At 37.4% G+C, this 23,859-nt stretch carries 11 protein-coding genes; all 11 read left to right on the top strand.

The genetic code is table 11. The features are described 5' to 3' along the window. Positions 1–4: 4 nt before the first annotated feature. The 11 genes from ASE40_RS06110 to ASE40_RS06060 all read left to right on the top strand — a co-directional run bounded on the left by ASE40_RS06110 (position 5) and on the right by ASE40_RS06060 (position 23,820). The gene (locus ASE40_RS06110; protein WP_057116083.1) at positions 5–922 is read left to right on the top strand and encodes a glycoside hydrolase family 43 protein; all 918 of its coding nucleotides are present in this window, start codon (positions 5–7) and stop codon (positions 920–922) included. 66 nt (positions 923–988) lie between these two features. Further along, the gene (locus ASE40_RS06105) at positions 989–2,851 is read left to right on the top strand and encodes a six-hairpin glycosidase (RefSeq protein ID WP_057116082.1); all 1,863 of its coding nucleotides are present in this window, start codon (positions 989–991) and stop codon (positions 2,849–2,851) included. Between the two features lie 153 nt (positions 2,852–3,004). Further along, positions 3,005–5,779, top strand: a complete 2,775-nt coding sequence (locus ASE40_RS06100; RefSeq protein ID WP_057116081.1) for a glycoside hydrolase family 78 protein — start codon at positions 3,005–3,007, stop codon at positions 5,777–5,779. A 210-nt stretch (positions 5,780–5,989) separates the two neighbouring features. Then, a complete protein-coding gene (locus ASE40_RS06095) occupies positions 5,990–7,414 on the top strand; it encodes an acetylxylan esterase (protein ID WP_057116080.1) in 1,425 nt (474 codons plus the stop codon). 267 nt (positions 7,415–7,681) lie between these two features. Continuing rightward, positions 7,682–10,132, top strand: a complete 2,451-nt coding sequence (locus ASE40_RS06090) for a glycosyl hydrolase family 95 catalytic domain-containing protein (RefSeq protein ID WP_057116079.1) — start codon at positions 7,682–7,684, stop codon at positions 10,130–10,132. A 196-nt stretch (positions 10,133–10,328) separates the two neighbouring features. Further along, positions 10,329–11,897, top strand: a complete 1,569-nt coding sequence (locus ASE40_RS06085; protein WP_057116078.1) for an MGH1-like glycoside hydrolase domain-containing protein — start codon at positions 10,329–10,331, stop codon at positions 11,895–11,897. Between the two features lie 231 nt (positions 11,898–12,128). Beyond that, the gene (locus ASE40_RS06080) at positions 12,129–14,879 is read left to right on the top strand and encodes a glycoside hydrolase family 78 protein (RefSeq protein WP_057116077.1); all 2,751 of its coding nucleotides are present in this window, start codon (positions 12,129–12,131) and stop codon (positions 14,877–14,879) included. Positions 14,880–15,022: 143 nt separating this feature from the next. Further along, on the top strand, positions 15,023–16,168 hold the full coding sequence (locus ASE40_RS06075) for a sialidase family protein (RefSeq protein WP_057116076.1): 1,146 nt from the start codon (positions 15,023–15,025) through the stop codon (positions 16,166–16,168). Positions 16,169–16,263: 95 nt separating this feature from the next. After that, complete coding sequence (locus ASE40_RS06070) at positions 16,264–17,148, top strand: sugar phosphate isomerase/epimerase family protein (RefSeq protein ID WP_057116075.1); 885 nt, start codon at positions 16,264–16,266, stop codon at positions 17,146–17,148. 81 nt (positions 17,149–17,229) lie between these two features. Next, positions 17,230–19,959 carry a glycoside hydrolase family 20 zincin-like fold domain-containing protein gene (locus ASE40_RS06065; RefSeq protein ID WP_057116074.1) on the top strand — a complete coding sequence of 910 codons (2,730 nt, stop codon included), beginning with the start codon at positions 17,230–17,232 and terminating at the stop codon, positions 19,957–19,959. Positions 19,960–20,292: 333 nt separating this feature from the next. Continuing rightward, positions 20,293–23,820: a malectin domain-containing carbohydrate-binding protein gene (locus ASE40_RS06060; RefSeq protein WP_057116073.1), complete on the top strand. Its 3,528-nt coding sequence runs from the start codon at positions 20,293–20,295 to the stop codon at positions 23,818–23,820. Positions 23,821–23,859 lie beyond the last annotated feature (39 nt).

The following is a 23,859-nucleotide window of genomic DNA, read 5'->3' as shown; positions in this document are numbered from 1 at the left end:
CAACATGAAAAAAATAGTCATCATAGTAACCTTTTTCCTTTTTGCGGTTAGTTATTCGCAGAAAAAGAAAGATTTATACCTTTTCACGTCATTTCGTGAACCAGCAACAGAAGGTTTATATCTGGCATACAGCGAAGACGGTTACAACTGGAAAGGTCTGGAAGGATCATTCTTAAAACCTGAAATCGGCGCAAGTAAAATCATGCGTGATCCCTCAATTACAAAAGGAGCAGACGGAACCTATCACATGGTTTGGACAACCGACTGGAAAGGCGGAAACGGTTTTGGATATGCAAGTTCAAAAGACTTGATTCATTGGTCAAAACAAGAATATATTCCGGTAATGAAAAACGAACCTGAAGTGGTAAACGTTTGGGCGCCGGAAATTTTTTACGATGATGTCAAAAAAGAATATATCATTATTTGGGCATCGACAATTCCGTTCCGATTTGAAAAAGGTGTGGAAGAAGAAAAAAACAATCACAGAATGTATTATGTAACGACAAAAGATTTTAAAACTTTTTCGGATACAAAATTGTATTACGAACCTGGTTTCAGTGTAATTGATTGTGTGATTGTAAAGAAAGGCAAAAAAGATTATGTTTTGGTTTTGAAAGACAACACGAGACCCATGCGAAACATAAAAGTAGCTTTCGGAAAATCGCCTTTAGGACCATTCAGCAAAAGTTCTGAGCCTTTGACAGAATATTTATCAGAAGGACCAACGGTAGTGAAGGTCGGTAAAAAATGGCTGTTGTATTATGATAATTACGGTTCAAAAAATTATAAAGCTTTAAGCACTTCAGATTTTGTTCATTTTGAAGATGTTTCGTCAAAAATTAGTCTTCCCGAAGGACACAAACATGGAACTATTACCACAATCTCTGAAGAAGTTTTAAAAGGATTAATTGAAAAGAAATAATTCGCAACGAGACCTAACAGGTTTTTAAAACCTGTTAGGTCTGATCAGAATAAAAAATAAAACACAATGATTGCTTTCCAAAAAATAAAAACCAACCTCTTAACCACAGCCACAATTTTATTGATTGGTACAGCTGTAAATGCGCAGAATGACACCGTTCGTTACGTTGGTAAAACACTTTCAAATGTTGATTATCATCACGGGCAGTTAAGTCCGGCAGTTGGAGTTCACGCTACGCAGATTATGCGTGCGAGCAGAGAACATCCGGAAAAAGCCGATGGTTTTGGCTGGACATACAATCATCAACCTACAATGGCGTACTGGAATGATACTTTTTATCTGCAGTATTTAAGCGATCCTGCGGGCGAGCATATTCCGCCAAGCCAAACGCTGATTATGACTTCAAAAGACGGTGTAAGCTGGAAAATGCCAAAAGTAATTTTCCCAATTTATCATATTCCTGACGGATGGAAAAAAGAGGGTGTAGAAGGCGTTGCTAAAAATCTGGATGCGATTATGCACCAGAGAATGGGTTTTTACACTTCAAAAGACAAACGACTTTTTGCTTTGGCGTATTACGGAATTGCGATGGATGAAAAAGACGACCCAAACGACGGAAAAGGAATTGGACGTGTTATTCGTGAAATCAAAAAAGACGGAAGTTTTGGCGAAATTTATTTCATCCGATACAATAAATCTTGGGATAAATCGAAATCGGCTTTTCCCTTTTATACACAGGCAAAAGACAAAGGTTTGAAAAAAGCCTGCGAAGAAATTTTATCTGATCCGTTGGTTTTACAGCAATGGGTAGAAGAAGCCGATCGTGACGACGAATTGATTCCGCTAAAGAAACCTTACAAAGCTTTAAGTTCGTATCATCTGCCAAATGGTGATGTTGTAGGTTTATGGAAACACGCTTTGACTTCGATCAGTAGAGACGGCGGAAAAACATGGGAATACACTCCCTTTCGTGCTCCCGGTTTTGTAAACAGCAATGCTAAAATCTGGGGACAAAAAACGTCTGATAATCGTTATGCGACCGTTTATAATCCATCAGAATACCGCTGGCCTTTGGCAATTTCAACAAGTGATGACGGATTGAATTATAAAGATTTATTATTAGTTCATGGCGAAATCAGTCCGATGCGTTACGGCGGTAACTACAAATCGGCAGGGCCTCAATATGTTCGTGGTATTTCAGAAGGTGATGGAACTCCGCCTGACGGAAAACTTTGGGTAAGCTACAGCGTAAACAAAGAAGATATTTGGGTAGCATCGATTCCGGTTCCGGTTACTTCGGTTGTGACAGAAAATGCAAATGATATTTTCAGTAATCTTCCTGACGGACAAGAATTAAAGTTATGGAATACCTACGATTTATCTTGGGCTTCAACCAAAATCGAAAAGAAAGACGGCAAAAAATGGCTGACTTTAAGAGATCAAGATTATTTTGATTATGCCCGAGCAGAACGTGTTATTCCGTTTGCGGAAAAAATGGAAGTAACCTTTACGGTTAAACCAGAGCAGAATAATCACGGTTTATTACAAGTTGAATTTCAGAATAAACAAGGATTACCAGCCGTAAGATTAACTTTTGATTCGGATGGGCAGTTGAAAACAAAAACGGGAGCGCGTTTCAATACGATTGCCAAATACGAAACCGGAAAGGAATATAAAGTAAATGTAAAACTGAACGTTAAAACCCGTTCGTACACTGTAAAAGTAAACGACGAAAAAGAATCAACGAGAATTTTTTATGCTCCGGTAGATGGTTTTGAGCGAATTATGTTCCGCACAGGCGAACAAAGATATACGCCAAATCCGGACACAGCACCAGATACAGATGATTACGACGATCTGCCTCAAACAGGAAAATTAATCCCAGAAGCAGTATTTAATATTGAATCGTTGATAACGAAAAAGTTATAAAATTGAACACGGATGAAACGGATTTACTTCGTAAAAACACAGATTAAAACGGATTTTTTATTTTTTAATAGCTAGAATATAAAATCCGCGTCAATCAGCGTCTTCGCGATAGCGAATCCGTTTCATCCGCGTTCAAAATCTCAACAATACGAAATGAAGAATTTCAAAAACATAGTATTAGCAATTTGTCTTTTAGTAACCTTAGTTTCTAAAGGACAAATTTTGCCTGTACATTTAACAACAGAAATGGCTGACAATCCATTAGCAGTTGTTCAAAATCAACCGAAGCTGAGCTGGAAGCTGGTTTCGAAAGAATCTGATGCATCACAAATTGCTTATTTGATTTTGGTTGCTTCTTCGGAAGAAAAATTAAATAATGACGATGGAGATATCTGGAATTCTGGAAGAGTAAATAAAGATAAAAATCTGCATATCGTTTATAATGGAAAGCCATTAAAAAGTGAAACCAAATATTTCTGGAAAGTGAAAGTTTGGAATCAGGTTGGAAAAATTTCTAAATGGAGTAAAACAGCTTCTTTCAGAACGGCTTCATTAGAATCAGAATTGAATCCGATTTGGATTGGGGCGATTACCAAAGCCGACAGTCATCTGCCGGAAGGAAGAAACTACCACACAGCCACTTTCAACAGAGAAAAAAAGAATTCATTTATCAATGCTTCAGATTCGCTGTCACGCAGAAGTATCATGCTTCGTAAACCTTTCGAAGTAAAAAAAGAAATCAAAGAAGCAGTTGTTTATATCTCAGGTTTAGGACATTATGAATTGACTATCAATGGTAAAAAAGTTGGAAACAGTCAATTTACACCTTTATGGACAGATTATGATAAAACGGTTAATTACAATGTTTACGAATTAAGCTCAAAAGAATTTCAAAAAGGCGATAACGTAATTGGTGTTTTGTTAGGAAACGGAATGTACAATACACTTGCTGAAAGATATACCAAATTCTTCGTGAGTTTTGGCCCGCCTACTTTATTCTTCAAAATGAAAATTAGTTATAAAGACGGTTCAGAAGAAATCATAAAGTCAGACAGAAGCTGGAAATACAGTAAAAGTCCGATTACGTACAACAGTATTTTTGGTGGAGAAGATTATAACGCCAATTTAGAGCAAAAAGGCTGGAACAGGAAAGGTTTCAAAGATGCTGATTGGAAAAAAGTTGTAATTCAGGAAGCTCCAAAAGGAGTTTTAAGACCGCAGACTGCACCGCCGGTTACAATTCAGAAGCAATACGAAGTTAAAACCGTAAAAGAGTTAAAACCGAATTTCTATGTTTTTGATATGGGACAGAATCTTTCGGGATTTCCAACTATCAAAGTGAAAGGAAAAAAAGGACAGACGATTCGTGTTTGGGTAGCCGAAGGTTTAAATGAAGAAGGAACAATTGCTCAGGGAAGATCCGGAAAACCATACTATTACGATTATACTTTAAAAGGAAAAGACGTCGAAGAATGGACGCCAAAATTCAGTTTCTATGGCTATCAATACGTTCAAATTGAAAATATTAATTATAAAGAAGATAAGAATAAGGAACTTCCAACTTTAGTTGATTTAAAATCGAATTTCATTTACAATTCTGCAGGAGAAGCAGGAAGTTTTGCCTGTTCGAATGAGATTTTCAATAAAACACACGAGTTGATTAATAATTCGATAAAAAGTAATTTCCAAAGTGTTTTTACGGATTGTCCGCAACGTGAAAAATTAGGCTGGCTGGAAGAGATTCATTTGAACGGACCTGGTTTAATGTTCAATTATAATTTAGAGACTTTCATTCCTGCAACGATGCAGAATATTTCTGATTCACAACGCGATAACGGATTAATTCCGACCATCGTTCCGGAATATGTAATTTTTGGAGGTGACTTTACCGATTCCCCAGAATGGGGTGTAACAGGCGTAATTCTGCCTTGGATGTATTATGAATATTACGGCGACGCTTCTTTACTGGAAAAATATTTTCCTGTAATGAAAAAGTATGTGGATTATTTAGGTACAAAAGCTGAAAATCATATCGTATCGCACGGATTAGGAGACTGGTACGATTACGGAACGCATGCAGCAGGCTATTCAAAAAACAGTCCGATTGCACTTTCTGCTACTTCACATTATTATTACGGTGCTTATTTAGTGGCAAAAGCAGCTAAAATGTTGGGAAAAACGGAAGATATCGAGAAATACGAAAATTTGGCTTCTGAAATTAAAACGGCTTTTAACGCAAAATTTTTCAATCCAGAAACGAAGCAATATGGAACAAACAGTCAATTTAGCAATGCTGTTCCGATTTTTATGAATATCGTTGAGCCTCAATATAAAGAGGCTGTAATGCAGAATTTATTGGCTGACATCAAAGAAAAAGGCGATCGTTTGACAACTGGAGATGTTGGAAATCGTTATTTATTCCAGGCTCTGGCGAGAAACGGCGAGAACGAAACCATGTACAAAATGCACAATCATTACGATGCGCCGGGTTATGGTTTTCAGATTAAATTTGGTTTAACGACTTTAACAGAACAATGGGATCCGAGAAAAGGAAATTCATGGAATCATTTTATGCTAGGGCAGATTGAAGAATGGTTTTATCAAAGTTTAGCCGGAATTATGGCCGATCCAGAAAAACCGGGCTTCAAACATTTTTTTATTCAGCCGGAAGTAGTGGGCGATATGACTTTCGCGAAAGCGGACTATCAATCGGTTTACGGAAAAATTGTTTCGTCTTGGGAAAAGAAAGACGGCAAGTTTATTCTGAATGTTGAAATTCCGGTGAATACTACGGCAACAATAAAATTACCCGTTTCTAAAAATTCGGAAATAAAGATTGATAATAAGAAAGTTAGGGCAGGTTTTGATGGAACGAAACCAACTTTAGAATTAGGTTCAGGAAAATATACAATAGAATGCAAATTATAGAACACGGATGACACGGATTCGCTATCGCGAAGACGCGGATTTACGCGGATTTTTTTTATGAATGGCCTCCAGTTTTAACTGGAGGTTACAAATAAGATAAGTTATAGGGCTTTAGCCAAATTAATAAGTTCGGCTAAAGCCAATGAGGGAATCAAAATATTTTCCTCTAGCTAAAGCAGGAGGAAATTCAAAAAAGGTATTGACATATAAATGAAAAATTTAAAAAACATAATTACAATTGCAGTTTCCATTTTTGCTTTGACATTTGCCAATGCGCAAAGCACTTCTGATACTAATTTTAGAAAACCGGTTTCAGAAACTTTAAAGAAAATCGAAACCGTTTTTAATGTCACGATTAACGACGACCGAGGTTTACTAAAAGGAAAAGAACTCGATTATGCCGACTGGAGAATTGAACCCGGAAATCTGGCTATTTCGTTAACTAACATTCTGGCCCCGTTTGAATTGATGTATTTCAAACAGCCGGATGGAACCTACATTATTCGTAAATATGAAAACCATAAAGTTTCAGTTGATAAAGGAAAAGAACGTTTATTTTATTTAGAAAGCCTTTATTCGACTAAAGAACAATGGGAAAAACGTAAAACGGAGTTAAAAGCTTGTATGATAACCTCATTTGGATTAGAAAAGGCTCCCCCAATGCCAAAATCTAAACCACTTTTAACTCCAAAGAGAATTTATAAAGATTACAGCGTAGAAAATATCGCTTTGGAAATCTTGCCGGGTGTTTATGCAACTGGATCGATTTACAAACCTTATCCGTTTAATAAAAAAGCAGCAGTTATTTTAACTCCTGACGGACATTTCGGCGACGGAAGATATAGAAAAGACGAGCAGTACCGTTGTGCTATAATGGCTAAAATGGGTGCTATTGTTGTATCTTATGATTTATTTGCATGGGGAGAATCATTATTGCAGTTTCCTGAAGAAACGCACAGAAATAGTATTGCATCAACAGTTCAGGTTTTAACCGGAATACGTTTTTTGGATTATTTGGCAACCGTAAAAAATGCTGATATGTCAAGAGTTGGTGTTACAGGCGGCTCTGGCGGAGGTTCGCATACGATGTTTTTAGCAGCGATTGATGACAGGGTAAAAGTTTCAGCTCCGGTTGTAATGGTTTCATCTCATTTTTCAGGCGGTTGTCCTTGCGAAAGCGGGCGTGGCATTCATCTTTGCGGCAACGGAACAAACAATGCAGAAATCTCAGCCATGATGGCGCCAAAACCGCAATTGATTGTTTCAGATGGAAAAGACTGGACCTTGGCAGTTCCGGAACTGGAATTTCCTTTTATCCAGAGAACGTATGAATTGTACGGAAAGAAAGATTTGGTCGAAAATGCTCATTTTGCAAAAGAAGGACATGATTTCGGAGTTTCAAAACGTATGGCTTTGTATCCGTTTATGGCGAAATATTTAAATTTAGATTTGAATAAAGTGAAAAATGATAAAGGCGAAATCGACGAATCGACTTGTGTGATTGAAACTTACGATAAGTTATATGTCTTTGGAAACAAAGCAGAAAATCTGCCTAAAAATGCGTTGAAAGACATCAACAAATTATATGAAATGTTCGGAGAAAAAAATCTGAAAGTTTACGATGTTAAGAAATAATATTTGGGCGTGACCCGATTTGAAAAAGGGGGCAATCTAAAAACCGCTCAATTCGCCCCCTTTTCCAAATCGGGTCGGGCTATCCGCGCTACTTCGGTAGCTAGCTTCTATCCCTCACGCACACTTGTAATTCGAGAACAATTGTCTTTTGATTAAAAATTTAAGAAATAAAAAATATGAATTTAATAATTGATCTGTTGAAATCTAAAGTTATACTCTGATGAGAATAACCAACAACAATCAACGATTAACCATCAACCATATACTATGAAGTTAAAAAGTAAAATTACGGTGATTTGTTTTGGAATTTTTTCGCTTACAACAACAGCACAAAGCGACCTGAAATTATGGTACGACAAACCTGCTGCAATCTGGAACGAAGCTTTGCCATTAGGTAACGGACGTTTGGGTGCAATGGTTTTTGGTGATCCCGCTGTGGAGCGTTTGCAATTGAATGAAGAAACGATTTGGGCAGGTTCTCCAAACAGCAATGCACATTCCAAATCAGTCGAAGCTTTGCCAAAAGTAAGACAGCTTATTTTTGATGGGAAATTTGATGAAGCACAGGATTTGGCAACCAAAGATATTATGTCGCAAACCAATGACGGAATGCCGTATCAGACTTTTGGCAGTGTTTATATTTCCTTCGCGGGACATCAAAAATATACCGATTATTACCGTGATTTAAATATCAGCAACGCAACCGCAAAAGTAAAATACAAAGTAAACGGTATCGAATTTACAAGAGAAATTCTAACCGCATTTTCAGATCAGGTGATTGTAGTCAAACTTTCGGCAAGTCAGCCGGGACAGATTACGTGTAATGTTTTCATGAACAGTCCGATTGATAAAACGGTGGCTTCCACGGAAGGAAACCAAATCATACTTTCGGGTTTAGGAACTAATTTTGAAGGTGTAAAAGGAAAAGTAAAATTTCAGGGGCGATTAACGGCTAAAAATAAAGGTGGCGAAATTAACGCGAGCAACGGAATCTTAAGCATTAACAAAGCCGATGAAGTGACTTTGTATATTTCGATTGCAACTAATTTTAAAAATTATCAGGATATATCTGGCGATGAAATTGCAAAAAGCAAAGACTATTTGGCCAAAGCCGAAGCAAAAGATTTTGAAACCATAAAGAAAGCTCACGTTGATTTTTACCAAAAATTCTTCAACAGAGTTTCTTTAAATTTAGGCTCGAATGATTTAGTGAAGCAACCAACAAACGAAAGAATTCGCGACTTCTCGAAACAATTTGATCCGCAATTGGCGGCATTGTATTTCCAGTTTGGACGTTATCTTTTAATTTCTAGTTCACAGCCGGGCGGACAGCCAGCGAATTTGCAGGGAATTTGGAATGATATGGTGACGCCTCCTTGGGACAGTAAATACACGACAAACATCAATGCCGAGATGAATTACTGGCCTGCGCAGGTAACCAATCTTCAGGAAATGCACGAGCCTTTTGTACAAATGGCAAAAGAATTAAGTGTTACAGGTGCAGAAACTGCGAAAATGATGTACAATGCCAGCGGTTGGGTTTTACACCACAATACTGATATCTGGCGTGTAACGGCTCCTGTAGATTCTGCTGCTTCGGGAATGTGGCCGACAGGCGGTGCATGGGTTTGTCAGGATTTATGGGAAAGATATTTGTACACTGGAGATAAAAAATATCTGGCAGAAATTTATCCAATTATGAAAGGAGCTGCAGATTTTTTCCTTGATTTTATGGTGATCGATCCGAATACGAAATATTTAGTTGTTGTTCCTTCAAGTTCTCCCGAAAACACACATGCGGGCGGAACAGGAAAAGCGACAATTGCTTCTGGAACTACAATGGACAATCAGTTGATTTTTGATTTGTTTACGCATGTTATTGAAGCTTCGGCTTTGGTTTCTCCGGATGCAGCGTATGTGAAAAAAATAAGTGATGCTTTGGCTAAAATGCCTCCAATGAAAATTGGAAAACACAATCAGTTACAGGAATGGCAGGATGATTGGGACAATCCAAAAGACAATCACCGACACGTTTCGCATTTATACGGATTGTATCCGAGTAATCAGATTTCGGCAATTAAAACGCCTGAGTTATTTGAGGCAGCCAAGCAATCTTTGATTTACAGAACAGACGAATCTACAGGCTGGTCGATGGGATGGAAAGTAAATTTATGGGCCAGACTTTTAGACGGAAACCATGCTTATAAATTAATTCAGGATCAATTGCATTTGGTGACGGCCGACCAAAGAAAAGGCGGAGGAACGTATCCGAATATGTTAGATGCACATCAGCCGTTTCAAATTGATGGTAACTTTGGATGCACAGCCGGTTTTGCTGAAATGTTAATGCAGAGTCAGGAAGATGCAATACATTTATTACCGGCGTTGCCAAGCGTTTGGAAAGACGGAAGCATAAAAGGTCTGGTGGCTAGAGGCGGATTTGTAATTGATATGACTTGGAAGAACAATAAAGTTTCGGAGTTGAAAATCTACTCCAAAATAGGAGGAAACTGTAGATTGAAAGTAGAAAATACTTTAAAAGGAAATTCGCTTAAAAAAGCAAAAGGCAAAAATCCAAATCCGCTGTTTTATGATGTTGAAGTAAAGAAACCGATCATTTCTAATCAAGCGAAATTGGAAAAAGTAAAACTGCCAAATTACACTATTTACGATGTAAATATGAAAGCAGGGCAGACGTATACTTTTACGGGGAATTGATACATTATAAGTATAGTTTGTCATTTCGACGAAGGAGAAATCTCCGTTAGAAGCTCGACAAAGATTGTTAACTCACTTTACGGAGTTACTTGTGGAGATTTCTCCTTCGTCGAAATGACAATATTGTGTAAAAAAAGAATTTAGACTGCCCGGAGGGACACGCCCAAATAATGAATTTTATAATTAGATTTTAAATATGTTACATCATTTTAAATACAAAATAATCGCTTTACTAATCTTGGTTTCAACATTAAACATAAGCTGTAAATCGGGTGCTGAGCATTCTCAAAAAGGAAAAGCAGTTATTTTAAAAGAAAAAAACTTCAAACATTATGTTGATTATTTCAACACGATGGAAGATGAAAATTTGAAATTTGCGATTCCGAATGACAGTGCGTGGACTTGGATGGAAAAGAATATTCCGTTGTTTGAATGTCCACAGCAGAATTTTGAGGAGATTTATTATTTCCGTTGGTGGAGTGCGAGAAAACATATTAAAAAAACACCGCAGGGATTTGCGATTACCGAGTTTTTGGTAGACCGTTCGTATGCAGATAAATACAACATGATCAGTTGTGCTTTGGGGCATCATATTAACGAATTCAGATGGGTTCATGATCCGCAGTATATTGAGCAGGATGTGAAAATTTGGTACCGAGGAAATGATGGAAAACCGATGAACAAATTGTATAAATTCAGCAGTTGGACAGCCGATGCTTTGTACAATCGATACTTGGTGAATAAGGATGAAAAATTCTTATTGGATATGTATCCAGACATGGTTACCGATTATGCCGTTTGGGAAAAAGATCGTCAGCGCAAGGATGGTTTGTTTTGGCAGCATGATGTAAAAGATGGAATGGAAGAATCTTTAAGCGGCGGACGTAAAGTGCAAAATGCAAGACCAACGATTAACAGTTATATGTTTGGGAACGCCATGGCGATTTCTAAGATGGCTGCTATGAAAGGCGATAAGGAAACGGAAACAAAATTCAAAGGGAAAGCAGATGCTTTACAGCAATTAGTCGAAACCAAATTATGGAATGCTAAAAGTGAGTTTTTTGAAACTTTAACAGAAAAAGATACATTAGCGCAGGTTAGAGAAGCTATCGGTTTTATTCCGTGGTATTTTAATCTTCCAGAAAAAGGAAAAGGTTTTGAAAAAGCGTGGGAACAAATTAAGGACGAAAAAGGATTTTCGGCGCCGTTTGGTTTGACAACAGCCGAAAGAAGAAGCCCGCGTTTTAGAACACACGGAACTGGAACTTGCGAGTGGGATGGAGCTATATGGCCATTTGCAAGTTCGCAGACTTTAACGGCTTTAGCGAATGTTTTGAATAATTATGATCAAAATTTTGTGGCTAAGACAGATTATTTCAAACAAATGGATTTGTACGTGCAGTCACAATATTACAGAGGAAAGCCTTATCTTGGCGAGTATTTAGACGAAACAACAGGATATTGGTTAATGGGCGACAGAGAAAGAAGCCGTTATTACAATCACTCGACTTTTAACGATTTGATGATTACAGGATTGGTTGGTTTGCGTCCGAGAGCCGATGAAAAGATTGAAGTGAATCCGTTGATTCCGCAGGAAAAATGGGATTGGTTTTGTCTGGATAATGTTTTGTACCACGACAATATTATTACGATTCTTTGGGATAAAACTGGAGAAAAATATAAAAAAGGAAAGGGTTTCAGGATCTTTAAAAACGGAAAAGAAATTGCTTTTTCTGAGAGATTGGAAAAGTTGGTTTCTGAGTAAATATTAGCCACAGATTTCAAGGATTAAACGGATTTACTCAGAGTTTTATTTCTCATTTTTGTCATTTCGACGAAGGAGAAATCTTCGCAAGTAACTCCGCAACAATAATCCAATCTTTGTCGAGCTCCTCGTGGAGATTTCTCCTCCGTCGAAATGACAATACTTTGTCTATAAATAAAAACATAAATACCTAACAGGTTTTAAAAACCTGTTAGGAGAAAAAATAAAATCATGAAAAAGTTTTTTTTACATCTAACCATAATCATCTCACTTTTTACACTTTCGGCGAAAGCCCAAAATAAAATCAGTGTTGTGGATTTAAAATGCGAAATGCTGACCAATCCGGAAGGAATTGACGTTTTACAGCCAAGATTGAGTTGGAAAATAAAAGCAAACGTAAATGATGTCAAACAAACCCATTTTCAAATTTTAGCTGCTTCAACTTTAGAAAAGCTAAACGCAGGAAATGCTGATTTATGGGATAGTGGAAAAGTACAAAGCGACGAATCTGTAAACGTAATTTATAACGGAAAAAAGCTAAAAGACAGACAAGATGTTTACTGGAAAGTAATTGTTTCTACCAATAAAGGTGAAGTAAAATCAGTAGAACCGGCTCATTTCAGTATCGGAATTTTGACTTATGCCGACTGGAAATCGACGCGTTGGATTGGGTATGAAAAAACTTCTCCGGGCGATAGTATTTCGCAGTATTCTCGATTATCAGCCAGATATTTAAGAAAAGAAATTGACTTGAAAAAGAAAGTCAAAAATGCTAAAGTTTATATCATGGGAATGGGCTTGTATGAGCTGTACATTAACGGAAATAAAATTGGCGATCAGGTTTTGGCTCCCGTTCCTACGGATTACACGAAGAATGTAAAATACAATGTTTTTGATGTGACTTCGCAACTGAAAGAAGGCAAAAATGCATTGGGAACGATTTTAGGAAACGGACGTTTTTTTACGATGCGTCAGGATTATAAACCTTATAAAATCAAAACTTTTGGGTATCCGAAAATGGCTTTGCAGTTATTTGTAGAATATACAGATGGAAGCAAAGATGTTATTCGCACAGACGATACCTGGAAAATCACAACTGATGGACCAATCTTGTCAAATAACGAATACGACGGAGAAGAATACGATGCCCGTAAAGAAATGAAAGGCTGGAACTCCATTAATTTTGATGATAAAAAATGGCTTTCGGCAGAATATGTTCAGGAACCAGGCGGATTCTATGAAGGGCAAATGTCGGCGAATATGAAAATTAAGCGCGAAGTAAACCCTATTTCAATCAAACAGACACCAAAAGGAACTTATATCTTAGATATGGGACAGAACATGGTAGGCTGGTTGCAATTGAAAGTGAAAGGAAATGCGGGCGAGAAAATCACGATGAAGTTTGCAGAATCTTTACAGCCAGATGGTTCGTTATATATTGCCAATCTTCGCGATGCTAAAACGACGGATATTTATACTTTAAAAGGCGAAGGAGAAGAAGTTTGGGAACCTCGTTTTATTTTTCACGGTTTTAGATTTGTTGAAATTTCAGGTTTTAAAACCAAACCAAGTATAGAGAATTTTGTTGGAAAAGTGGTTTATGATGATATAGCTACAACAGGAACTTTTGATTCTTCCAGCCCAATAATGAATCAGATTTTTAAGAATGCTTGGTGGGGAATCAGCGGGAATTATAAAGGAATGCCAATCGATTGTCCACAAAGAAATGAGCGTCAGCCTTGGTTGGGAGACAGAACTACTGGAGCTTATGGTGAAAGTTTCTTATTCGATAACCAAACATTATATGCAAAATGGCTTGACGATATTAAAAATGCACAAACTATCGACGGCGGAATTCCAGATGTTGCACCAGCTTTCTGGCGTTATTACGGGGATAATGTAACTTGGCCGGGAACTTATATTACGGTGGCAGATATGCTGTATCAGCAGTTTGGAGACAAAAAAGTAATCGAAAAACAATATCCGTCTATGAAAAAATGGATGGATTATATGGAAGAAAATTATTTGGTTGATGACATTATGACCAAAGATAAATATGGAGATTGGTGTGTTCCGCCAGAATCATTAGAATTAATTCGTTCTAAAGATCCTGCTCGTTTAACAGATGGAGAATTGATCTCGAGTGCCTTTTTCTATCAGCTTTTAAATACGATGAAAAAGTTTGCGGTAATTGCCAATGCTGAAAAAGATATTGCACATTACGATGATCTGGCTTCAAGAATCAAAAAAGCATTCAATGCGAAATATTTTAATGCATCAAAAAACAATTACGCCAACAATACTGTAACAGCCAATTTACTGCCGTTGACTTTCGGAATGGTTCCCGAGGAATTACAACAAAAAGTATTTGAAAATCTGGTGCACGAGGTTGAAGTAACTAAAAACGGTCACGTAAGTACAGGAGTTATCGGAACGCAATTTTTAATGCGAACATTAACTAACTTCAGGCGAGGTGATTTGGCTTTCAAATTGGCATCCAATAAAACCTATCCTAGCTGGGGTTATATGGTTGAAAACGGCGCAACCACCATTTGGGAACTTTGGAACGGCAACACTGCAGATCCTGCTATGAATTCGCAAAATCATGTAATGCTTTTGGGCGATTTATTGATTTGGTATTACGAAAATATGGCGGGAATCAAAAGTAATCCTGAAACTCCAGGTTTCAAACAAATTATTATGAAACCTGATTTTGATGCTGGATTGACTTACGTAAATGCTTCTTACGAATCGATTTACGGAACAATTAAAAGCGACTGGAAAAAAGATAAAAAGGCTTTAGTTTGGAACATTACCATTCCCGAAAATACTTCGGCTGTTGTGTATCTTCCAACAACAGATATTTCGGCTGTTTCCATCAATAAACAGAAGCTGGATAAGAGTTCTCATGCTTTTTCAGTAGAAAAAAATCAAATAATTGTCACACTTTCGTCAGGAAATTTTGCGATAAACGTTAAATAATCTGCATTTTTAATAATTCGGGACAGTACAGGATACATTGTTAATTTTTTGGTGTTATTTTTACACTTATTAAATATTTTTACCTAAAAAAATGTTAGGTATGTATTTATAGTCAAAAAAAATAATTCATAATTTAATTAAGAATGAAGATAACAAAATTAGCATTTGTCTTGTTTGGACTTTTCCTTTTAGGAAGTTGTAAGTCGGCTTTAGAGAAAAAGACTTGGAAAGAAGGAATTTTAGTAGATCAGTTTATTTACGATAAAGCACCTTATCCGTCTTGCCACGCTGTTACAATTGTCGAAGCTACAAATGGTGATTTAGTTGCTTCTTGGTTCGGAGGAACTCACGAAAGACATCCTGATGTTTGTATTTATGTCGCTATTAAACCTAAAGGAAGCGATACTTGGAATGAAGGCGTAAAAGTTGCAGATGGTGTCATGAAAGAAGGACCGAGATTACCAACATGGAATCCGGTTTTATATCAAATTCCAGGTGGCGATTTAATGCTTTTCTACAAAATCGGACCAAAACCATCAGAATGGTGGGGCGTAATCAGAACTTCATCTGACGGCGGAAAAACATGGTCTGAGGCGAAAAAAATGCCTGATGGTTTCTTAGGGCCAATCAAAAATAAACCTGTTTTATTAAGCAACGGAACATTATTATGTCCGTCAAGTATCGAAGGCGACGGCTGGAGATTGCGTATGGAATCTACTCCAGATTTCGGAAAAACTTGGGTAATGGGCGATACGCTTCCAAGAGGAAAACAAAAAATTAATGCGATTCAGCCCAGTATTTTATTTCATAAAGACGGAAGCATTCAGGCCATCGGAAGAACCAGAAACAGAGCAATTTTCAGCACTTTCTCAAAAGACAACGGAAAAACTTGGTCTGATATTGATTTAATCGGACTTCCAAATAACAACTCAGGAACAGATGCCGTAACTCTTAAAAACGGCAAACATTTATTAGTTTACAATCACGTTTTACCTCCTGGTAAAGAAGCAAAAGGCCCAAGAACGCCTTTAAATGTTTCGATTTCGGATGACGGAATCAATTGGAAAGCCGCTTTGGTTTTAGAAGATTCAAAAATCAGCCAGTATTCTTATCCGTCTATGATTCAAAGTTCTGATGGAATGGTGCATATCGTATACACTTGGAGAAGAGAAAAACTGAAATACGTAAAAATAGATCCAACGAAGTTAAAAGCACTTCCTATCAAAAACGGAATCTGGCCGGGCGAAGAAGGAAAAGTGGTAACAGCTGTTAAGGCTGAAGAGGAGTAAAAGAAAGTTCGCCACGAATTTCACCAATTTCCACGAATTTTTTAAAAATAGTAATTCGTGAAAATTAGTGCAATTTGTGGCAAAAAAATATAGACATGAAATTAAAAAAACATTTATTAATTGCCTTCCTTGTTGTTCTGTCAACAACATTCAACAGTTGTGCAACAGCTCAGTCTTCCAATAAAAAACAAAAATACAAAGTAGCAGTTTGCGACTGGATGATTTTAAAAAGACAAAAACTGGGCGCTTTTGGTCTAGCAGCCGAACTAAAAGCAGACGGAATCGAACTAGACATGGGAGGTTTAGGAAACCGACCAACTTTTGACAGTAAATTAGGCGATCCAGTTGAGAGACAAAAATTCCTAGATAAATCCAAAGAAACCGGCGTTGGAATCAGTTCTATTGCGATGTCAGGGTTTTATGCGCAATCTTTTGCCACAAGAGAAATCACGCCAATGATTACGGATTGTATTCAAGCTATGAAAAACATGAAAGTTAAGGTGGCCTATCTTCCGTTAGGAACTCAAACTGATTTGGTTAAGAATCCAGAATTACGTCCAGAAGTGATCAAGAGATTGCAGTGGGCAGGAAAAGAAGTGGGGAAAATTGGTGGAGTTATCGCTATTGAAACTTCTTTGAGTGCTACAGAAGAGAAAAAACTTTTAGACGAAGTCGGTTCAAAATATATTAAAAGCTCTTTTAATTTTGCCAATGCAGTTGACAATGGCAGAGACATTTCATCAGAATTAAAAATCTTAGGAAAGAAATATTTAGCACAGATTCATGCATCAAACACCGATCAGTTTTGGTTAGAAAACGATAAAGCGATCGATATGCCAAAAATCAAACAGACATTAGACGAAATGAAATGGAGCGGATGGCTGATTGTAGAACGTTCTCGTGACGTGACACAAGTGCACAATGTAAAAGCCAATTACGGTGCGAATGTAGCATATTTGAAAAAGATTTTTCAGAATTAATATTTACTTCTATCAGACCTAACAGGTTTTTAAAACCTGTTAGGTCTCGAAACGTATTCCCAAAGAATAAAACACAATACAATGAAATATTTACAATTACTTTTTTTATGTTTTTATGTCTCTTTCGCGACAGCGCAGAACATCACAGTTGTGAGTGATCCGAGTTCGCCGAGAGCAAAATTTGGCGCAGAGAAATTATTTGAAATAATTACAGCAAAAGGTTTCAGCGTAACTTCTTCCGATAAATTCAAAAAATCAAAAGATAAAGTAATTGTTATTGGTGAAAAAGGAACTGATTTCTGGAAAAAAAATGCGAAAAGCGCTAAAATCGATGATAGTAAACTGACTAAAAAAGAAGGTTTTCAGATTCGTACTCAAAATAATATAATTTATGTACAAGGAACAGATGCTTCTGGAGCTTTGTATGGCGCTTTAGAATTAGCAGATCGTATTAAAAGTTCAGGCAAACTTCCGTCAGAAATTAATTTAGATGATAGTCCAGAAATGGTTTTAAGAGGAGCTTGTATCGGAATGCAGAAACCTGTTTATCTTCCTGGGCGTGATGTTTACGAATACCCTTATACACCAGAAACTTTTCCTTGGTTTTACGATAAAGCTTTATGGATAAAGTATTTGGATATGCTGGTTGAAAACCGTATGAACTCTTTGTATTTATGGAACGGACATCCGTTTGCATCTTTAGTAAAACTAAAAGAATATCCGTTTGCTGTAGAAGTAAGCGATGAAGATTTCAAAAAGAACGAAGAAATCTATAAATTCTTAACGGTAGAAGCTAATAAACGCGGAATCTGGGTAATTCAGATGTTCTATAACATTATCGTTTCTAAGCCTTTTGCAGAACATTACAACATTAAAACACAAGATCGTTCGCGTCCAATTACACCATTACTTTCAGATTATACCAGAAAATCGATTGCTGCTTTTATTGAAAAATATCCTAATGTTGGATTAATGGTTTGTTTGGGAGAAGCCATCAATACGGTTGATGATGATGTGGAATGGTTCACTAAAACGATTATTCCAGGCGTTCGCGATGGTTTACAAGCATTAGGAAAAACAGAGGAACCGCCAATTATTTTGCGTTCTCACGATACAGATGGGCCTTTGGTAATGGAAAAATCACTTCCGTTATACAAAAATTTATATACAGAAAGTAAATATACAGGAGAATCTTTAACGACCTATACGCCGGGCGGACCTTGGGGCGAAACGCATAAACAATTGAGCGCTTTAAAATCAATTCATATTGAAAACGTGCATATTTTGGCCAACTTAGAACCTTTCAGATACGGTTCGCCAGACTTTATCCAAAAAACGGTTAAAGCTATGCACAGCGTTCACGGAGCCAATGCATTACATTTGTATCCACAGGCATCGTATTGGGATTGGCCTTACTCGGCAGATAAAACTAAAACAGGTGAACGTTTACTAGAAATGGATCGTGACTGGATTTGGTACAAAGCATGGGCAAGATATGCTTGGGACAGCAAAAGAGACCGAAATGAAGAGGTGAAATTCTGGGATAATGATTTAGCCGCTAAATTTGGAACTAGTCAGGAAGCTGCTAATAACATTTTAAAAGCTTACGAAGAAACAGGAGAAATTGCTCCAAAAACATTAAGACGTTTCGGAATTACCGAAGGAAACCGTCAAACCTTATTATTAGGAATGTTCGAAAGCCAATTGGTAAATCCGTCGAAATGGCGTGTGTATCCTGGATTCCACGAATCGTGCGGTCCTGCGGGAGAATTGCTTTTAGAATATGCTAAAAAAGAGTGGAATAAAGAACCGCATTCGGGCGAACTTCCAACGCAGATTATTGCCGAAATCACAGAACACGGAAGATTAGCAGTTGAAGCCATCGACAAAGCGGAAGTAAGCGTAACCAAAGACAAAGAAGAATTTGCACGTCTTAAAAACGATATGCATGCTTACAAAGCTTTCGCCGATTTCTTCTCAGAAAAAGTAAAAGCAGCTTTGTTGGTTTTAAGATACAGTTATTCAAACGATATCAGCGATTTAGACAATGCGATGCCTCATTTGGAGAAAAGTATCGAGCATTATGAATTATTGGTAAACCTGACAAAAGACACGTACTATTATGCCAACAGTATGCAGACAGCGCAGCGCCGAATTCCGATTGGAGGCGATGACGGAAATAATAAAACATGGGCTGAATTATTGCCTCATTATGAGCGTGAATTGGCTAATTTCAAAAGAAATCTGGAGAAGTTAAAAGCTTCAAAAGATGGAAAAATCGAAACCAAAGAAGGAAAACCTTGGAAAACGGCAGAAGTTACTTTCATCGACGAAAAACCGGGAACGTATTTAGTGAAAACAGGAACAAAAGTTTACGGAACCGATATTTCTGAATTAACCAAAATCGCGCCTGAACTTCAAAACTTAAGAGGATTTTCGTTTGCAGAAAACGACCAGAACGAAAAAGGCACGCATTTGAAGTTTAGAAACACAAAAGCGGTTAAATTAGTGGTTGGTTATTTCAATTCAGATCAAAAGAGATTTTTGTTACCGCCAAGTTTGGAAACCGATGCAGCAGGAAATGCCCACGGTCAGGCGGAAGTTATTTTGGCAAGCGCCATGAATTTAAAAGAGCTTCCGAGAGTAAACATTCATACCTATACTTTCCAGCCTGGCGAAAATAAACTAGATTTAGGAAAAGGAAAAGTATTGATTTTAGGCTTTATAGACGCAGATCAAACCATAACACCACGCGATGTTGGATATATTGATGCAGGAGAGAAAGCAGCTATTGACTGGTTGTTTTATTAATTTGGGCGTGTCCCTCCGGGTCGGGCTGTACGTTCCCGCTTTTTTTGAGGCGAAGAAAAATCGCCTCAAAAAAGAGCTCCACTGCCATCCCTCACGCGAACAAATCGTTGAGTTAGACCTGACAGGTTTTAAAAACCTGTCAGGTCTAAAAATGAAAAACACAATCTTGTCATCCCGATCCCGAGACTTCGGGAGAGAGATTTTCGTAAGTGGCTCTACAAAGATTGGCGACAGTGATCTGTACAGAAATTAAACCTACAAGGTTTTGAAAACCTTGCAGGACGACCAAGGGCAAACTTAAATTACCTTATATTACTTATATGGTTTAAAAATATGAAAAGAATAGTTTTTTTTATTTTTTGTTTTTTTTCAAGTCTTTGCTTTGTTTGGAGTCAGAGCAAAGGTTCAGGGAAGCTTCGTAAAGAAATTTCGCTGAATTCATCTTGGGAAACCGTAATACTGGATAATCTTCCGCTGAAAGAAGAAGATTTTGTAGAAAATCCAAAAACTGATTCCAATTGGCAAAAGGTAAGTGTGCCTCACAATTGGGATCAGTATTATGGTTTCAGAAGAACAAAACACGGAAATTTACACGGTACCGCCTGGTACAAGAAAACTTTAAAACTGGATAAAAAAGACGTTTCAAAACAGCTTTTTCTATATTTTGAAGGCGTAAGTTCGTATGCGACCGTTTGGGTAAACGGCAAAAAAGTGGGCGAACATAAAGGCGGCAGAACCACTTTCACATTAAACATAACAAAAGCCGTTTCTTTCGATAAAGAAAACCAGATTTTGGTTAAAGCCGCACATCCCTCTTTTATTGCAGATCTTCCGTGGGTTTGCGGAGGCTGTTCCGGAGAATGGGGATTTTCTGAAGGCTCTCAGCCAATGGGAATTTTTAGACCAGTTTCTTTAGTTGTAACAAACGACGTTCGGATAGAACCTTTTGGCGTTCATATCTGGAATGATAAATCAGTTTCCAAACAAAAAGCGATTCTTCATACTACAACAGAAATCAAGAATTACGGAACATCAGCACGAAATTTGACTGTAGAAAATGTTCTCGTTGATGCTTCAGGAAAGAAAGTTGCCATTACAAAAAGCGACAACAAAATTAATTCAGGAGAAATAAAAGAAATAGCACAAACACTTCCAGAGATTGTAAATCCGAAATTATGGTCGCCGTCCAATCCGTATTTGTATAAATTGGTAACTTCAGTTTACGAAAACGGAAAAGTAATCGATCAGTTAACAACGCCTTACGGAATCCGCTGGGTGAGCTGGCCGGTCAGCCGTGACGGAAAAGACAATCGTTTTTTTATCAATGGCGAACCTTTATTCATCAACGGAACCTGCGAATACGAACACTTAATTGGAAACAGTCATTCGTTTTCAGACGAAATGATTCATTCCCGAATCGAGCAAATCAAAGCGGGTGGATTTAATGCTTTTAGAGAAGCACATCAACCACACAATTTATTATATCAAAAAGAATTAGACGAAAACGGAATTTTATTTTGGAGTCAGTTTTCGGCACATATTTGGTACGATACGCCTGAATTCAAAGAAAATTTTAAAACCTTATTACGCGAATGGATTAAGGAGCGCAGAAACAGTCCGTCGGTGGTGATGTGGGGCTTGCAGAACGAAAGTACTATTCCGAAAGAATTTGCTGAAGAATGTACACAGATTATTCGTGAAATGGATCCGTTATCAGCTTCTCAACGAATCGTGACGACTTGCAACGGAGGAGAAGGTACAGACTGGAATGTCGTTCAAAACTGGTCAGGAACGTATGGCGGAGATCCGTTAAAATATCATTTGGAAATGAGCACGCAGTTGCTAAACGGCGAATACGGCGCTTGGCGTTCCGCCGATTTACATACCGAAGGCGAGTTTGACCAAAAAGGAACTTTGAGCGAAAACAGATTCTCTCAATTAATGGAAATTAAAGTCCGCGAAGCCGAATCGGTTAAAGATAAAATTGCAGGGCAATTCAACTGGCTTTTTGCTTCGCACGAAAATCCGGGACGTGTGCAAAACGGAGAAGGATTTCGAGATATTGACAAAGTTGGTCCGGTAAATTACAAAGGGCTTTTCACCATTTGGGGTGAACCTTTAGATGCGTTTTATATGTACAGAGCCAATTACGTTTCGAACAAAACCAATCCGATGGTATATATCGTTTCGCACACTTGGCCAAGCCGTTGGGATAAACCGGGCATCAAAAACGGAATTGACATTTATTCTAATTGTGACGAAGTAGAATTGTTTAATGACGTGAATAAATCTTCTTTAGGGAAATTAAAAAATCCAGGAATCGGACAGCATTTTCAGTTCAATAATGTCAATATTCAATACAATGTTTTGTATGCTGTTGGTTATGTAAACGGAAAAGTGGCTGCTAAAGATTATATCGTTTTGAATACACTTCCGAAAGCACCAAATTTAGCCGATTTAACTCCTGAAAAAACAGATTTATTAAAAGATAAAAAAGGCTATAATTACATCTACAGAGTAAATTGCGGTGGATCTGAATTTAAAGACAGTTCAGGAAACACTTGGTTTACAGATACACACAAAAGCGGAAAATATACTTGGGGTTCTTCATCATGGACAGATAACTTTGAAAAACTTCCGGATTTCTTTGCGAGTCAGAGAACGACTTTTGACCCAATAAACGGTACAAAAGATTCCGAATTATTCCAGAGTTTTAGATATGGCGCTGATAAATTGCGTTACGAGTTTCCTGTTCCCGAGGGAGAATATTTAGTAGAATTATACTTCACAGAACCGTGGTACGGAACAGGAGGAGGAATGGACTGCAAAGGCTGGCGTTTGTTTGATGTTGCGATTAACGAAAATGTCGTTTTAAAAGATTTTGATATTTGGGCAGAAGCTGGACACGATCAGGCTTTGAAGAAAACTTTTACAATAAAAAGCAAAGACGGAAAAATTGTGATTTCGTTTCCGAATGTAAAAGCAGGGCAGGCCATTATTTCTGCAATTGCCATTGGAACTAAAGATCGAAAACTAAGACCCGCCGATGCTTCGCCAAAAAATATTGAGAATTTGGTTCTGGATTCGTATGAGAAAACCAACCGAATAGCTTCGTGGATGGATATCAATTCAAAACAATTTTCAGATTCTGATGTTGTTTTTACCGAATTGCCTTCTGAATTATTTGGTGCCGATTATTTACAGCTTTCAGTTACTTCTAAAAATAAAGGTTCGTTTACTGCCAAAGAAGATTCGAATATTTATGTTTTGGCTGATAGCAAAATGAGAGAATCAACTTCATTTTCTGATTATAAAAAAATAGAGGAAAAAGCGAAAAACAGCAATGGAGTTTCGTTTACCATTTTCAATAAAAAGGTTAAAAAAGGAGAAAAAGTTCTTTTTGATAATACTGAGTCTATAAGCACAATTGCTGTTGTCCCAGTTTATGATATGGGCGAAAAAGACGATTCAAGACCTGTTGTAATCATTGAAGCTGAAAACGCTAAAACAACAGGAACCGGAATTGAAAAAGGAAATTTCAAAAAAGCCGATTATATTGAGTTTACCAAAAAAACAGCAAACAGTATTCAGTTTGAAGTAAAACCGGGCGTTGCGGGAATTTATTTGATGCGTTTTAAATTCATGAATAGAAATGAAACGCCTTTAAAAGTCAAATTTAAAATGGAAGATGCATACGGAATTTTAATGCGAAACGATACCATTGAGTTTTTTACAGCACCAGAAAAATGGAAGATTTTAAATACGACGTCAGGTGGTTATATTAATGCGGGAACGTATAAAATAACGTTGGAAGGAGATGATTTGAAAGGATTGATGCTGGATAATTTTGAGTTTCAATAGGTTTTTTTTGAGGTTCAAAGGGGCAGAGGTTCAGACGGA

This window comes from Flavobacterium sp. Root935 (genome assembly GCF_001429295.1).
Lineage (GTDB): Bacteria > Bacteroidota > Bacteroidia > Flavobacteriales > Flavobacteriaceae > Flavobacterium.
Note: the sequence above shows the minus strand (reverse complement) of the source record. Positions and strands in the feature narration are given on the sequence as shown.

What these genes read in the sequence shown, in the direction of transcription:
- ASE40_RS06085 (WP_057116078.1), top strand. Translation starts at nt 10,329, where the DNA reads ATGTTACATCATTTTAAATACAAAATAATCGCTTTACTAATCTTGGTT.
- ASE40_RS06080 (WP_057116077.1), top strand. Translation starts at nt 12,129, where the DNA reads ATGAAAAAGTTTTTTTTACATCTAACCATAATCATCTCACTTTTTACA.
- ASE40_RS06100 (WP_057116081.1), top strand. Translation starts at nt 3,005, where the DNA reads ATGAAGAATTTCAAAAACATAGTATTAGCAATTTGTCTTTTAGTAACC.
- ASE40_RS06075 (WP_057116076.1), top strand. Translation starts at nt 15,023, where the DNA reads ATGAAGATAACAAAATTAGCATTTGTCTTGTTTGGACTTTTCCTTTTA.
- ASE40_RS06105 (WP_057116082.1), top strand. Translation starts at nt 989, where the DNA reads ATGATTGCTTTCCAAAAAATAAAAACCAACCTCTTAACCACAGCCACA.
- ASE40_RS06095 (WP_057116080.1), top strand. Translation starts at nt 5,990, where the DNA reads ATGAAAAATTTAAAAAACATAATTACAATTGCAGTTTCCATTTTTGCT.
- ASE40_RS06110 (WP_057116083.1), top strand. Translation starts at nt 5, where the DNA reads ATGAAAAAAATAGTCATCATAGTAACCTTTTTCCTTTTTGCGGTTAGT.
- ASE40_RS06090 (WP_057116079.1), top strand. Translation starts at nt 7,682, where the DNA reads ATGAAGTTAAAAAGTAAAATTACGGTGATTTGTTTTGGAATTTTTTCG.
- ASE40_RS06060 (WP_057116073.1), top strand. Translation starts at nt 20,293, where the DNA reads ATGAAAAGAATAGTTTTTTTTATTTTTTGTTTTTTTTCAAGTCTTTGC.
- ASE40_RS06065 (WP_057116074.1), top strand. Translation starts at nt 17,230, where the DNA reads ATGAAATATTTACAATTACTTTTTTTATGTTTTTATGTCTCTTTCGCG.
- ASE40_RS06070 (WP_057116075.1), top strand. Translation starts at nt 16,264, where the DNA reads ATGAAATTAAAAAAACATTTATTAATTGCCTTCCTTGTTGTTCTGTCA.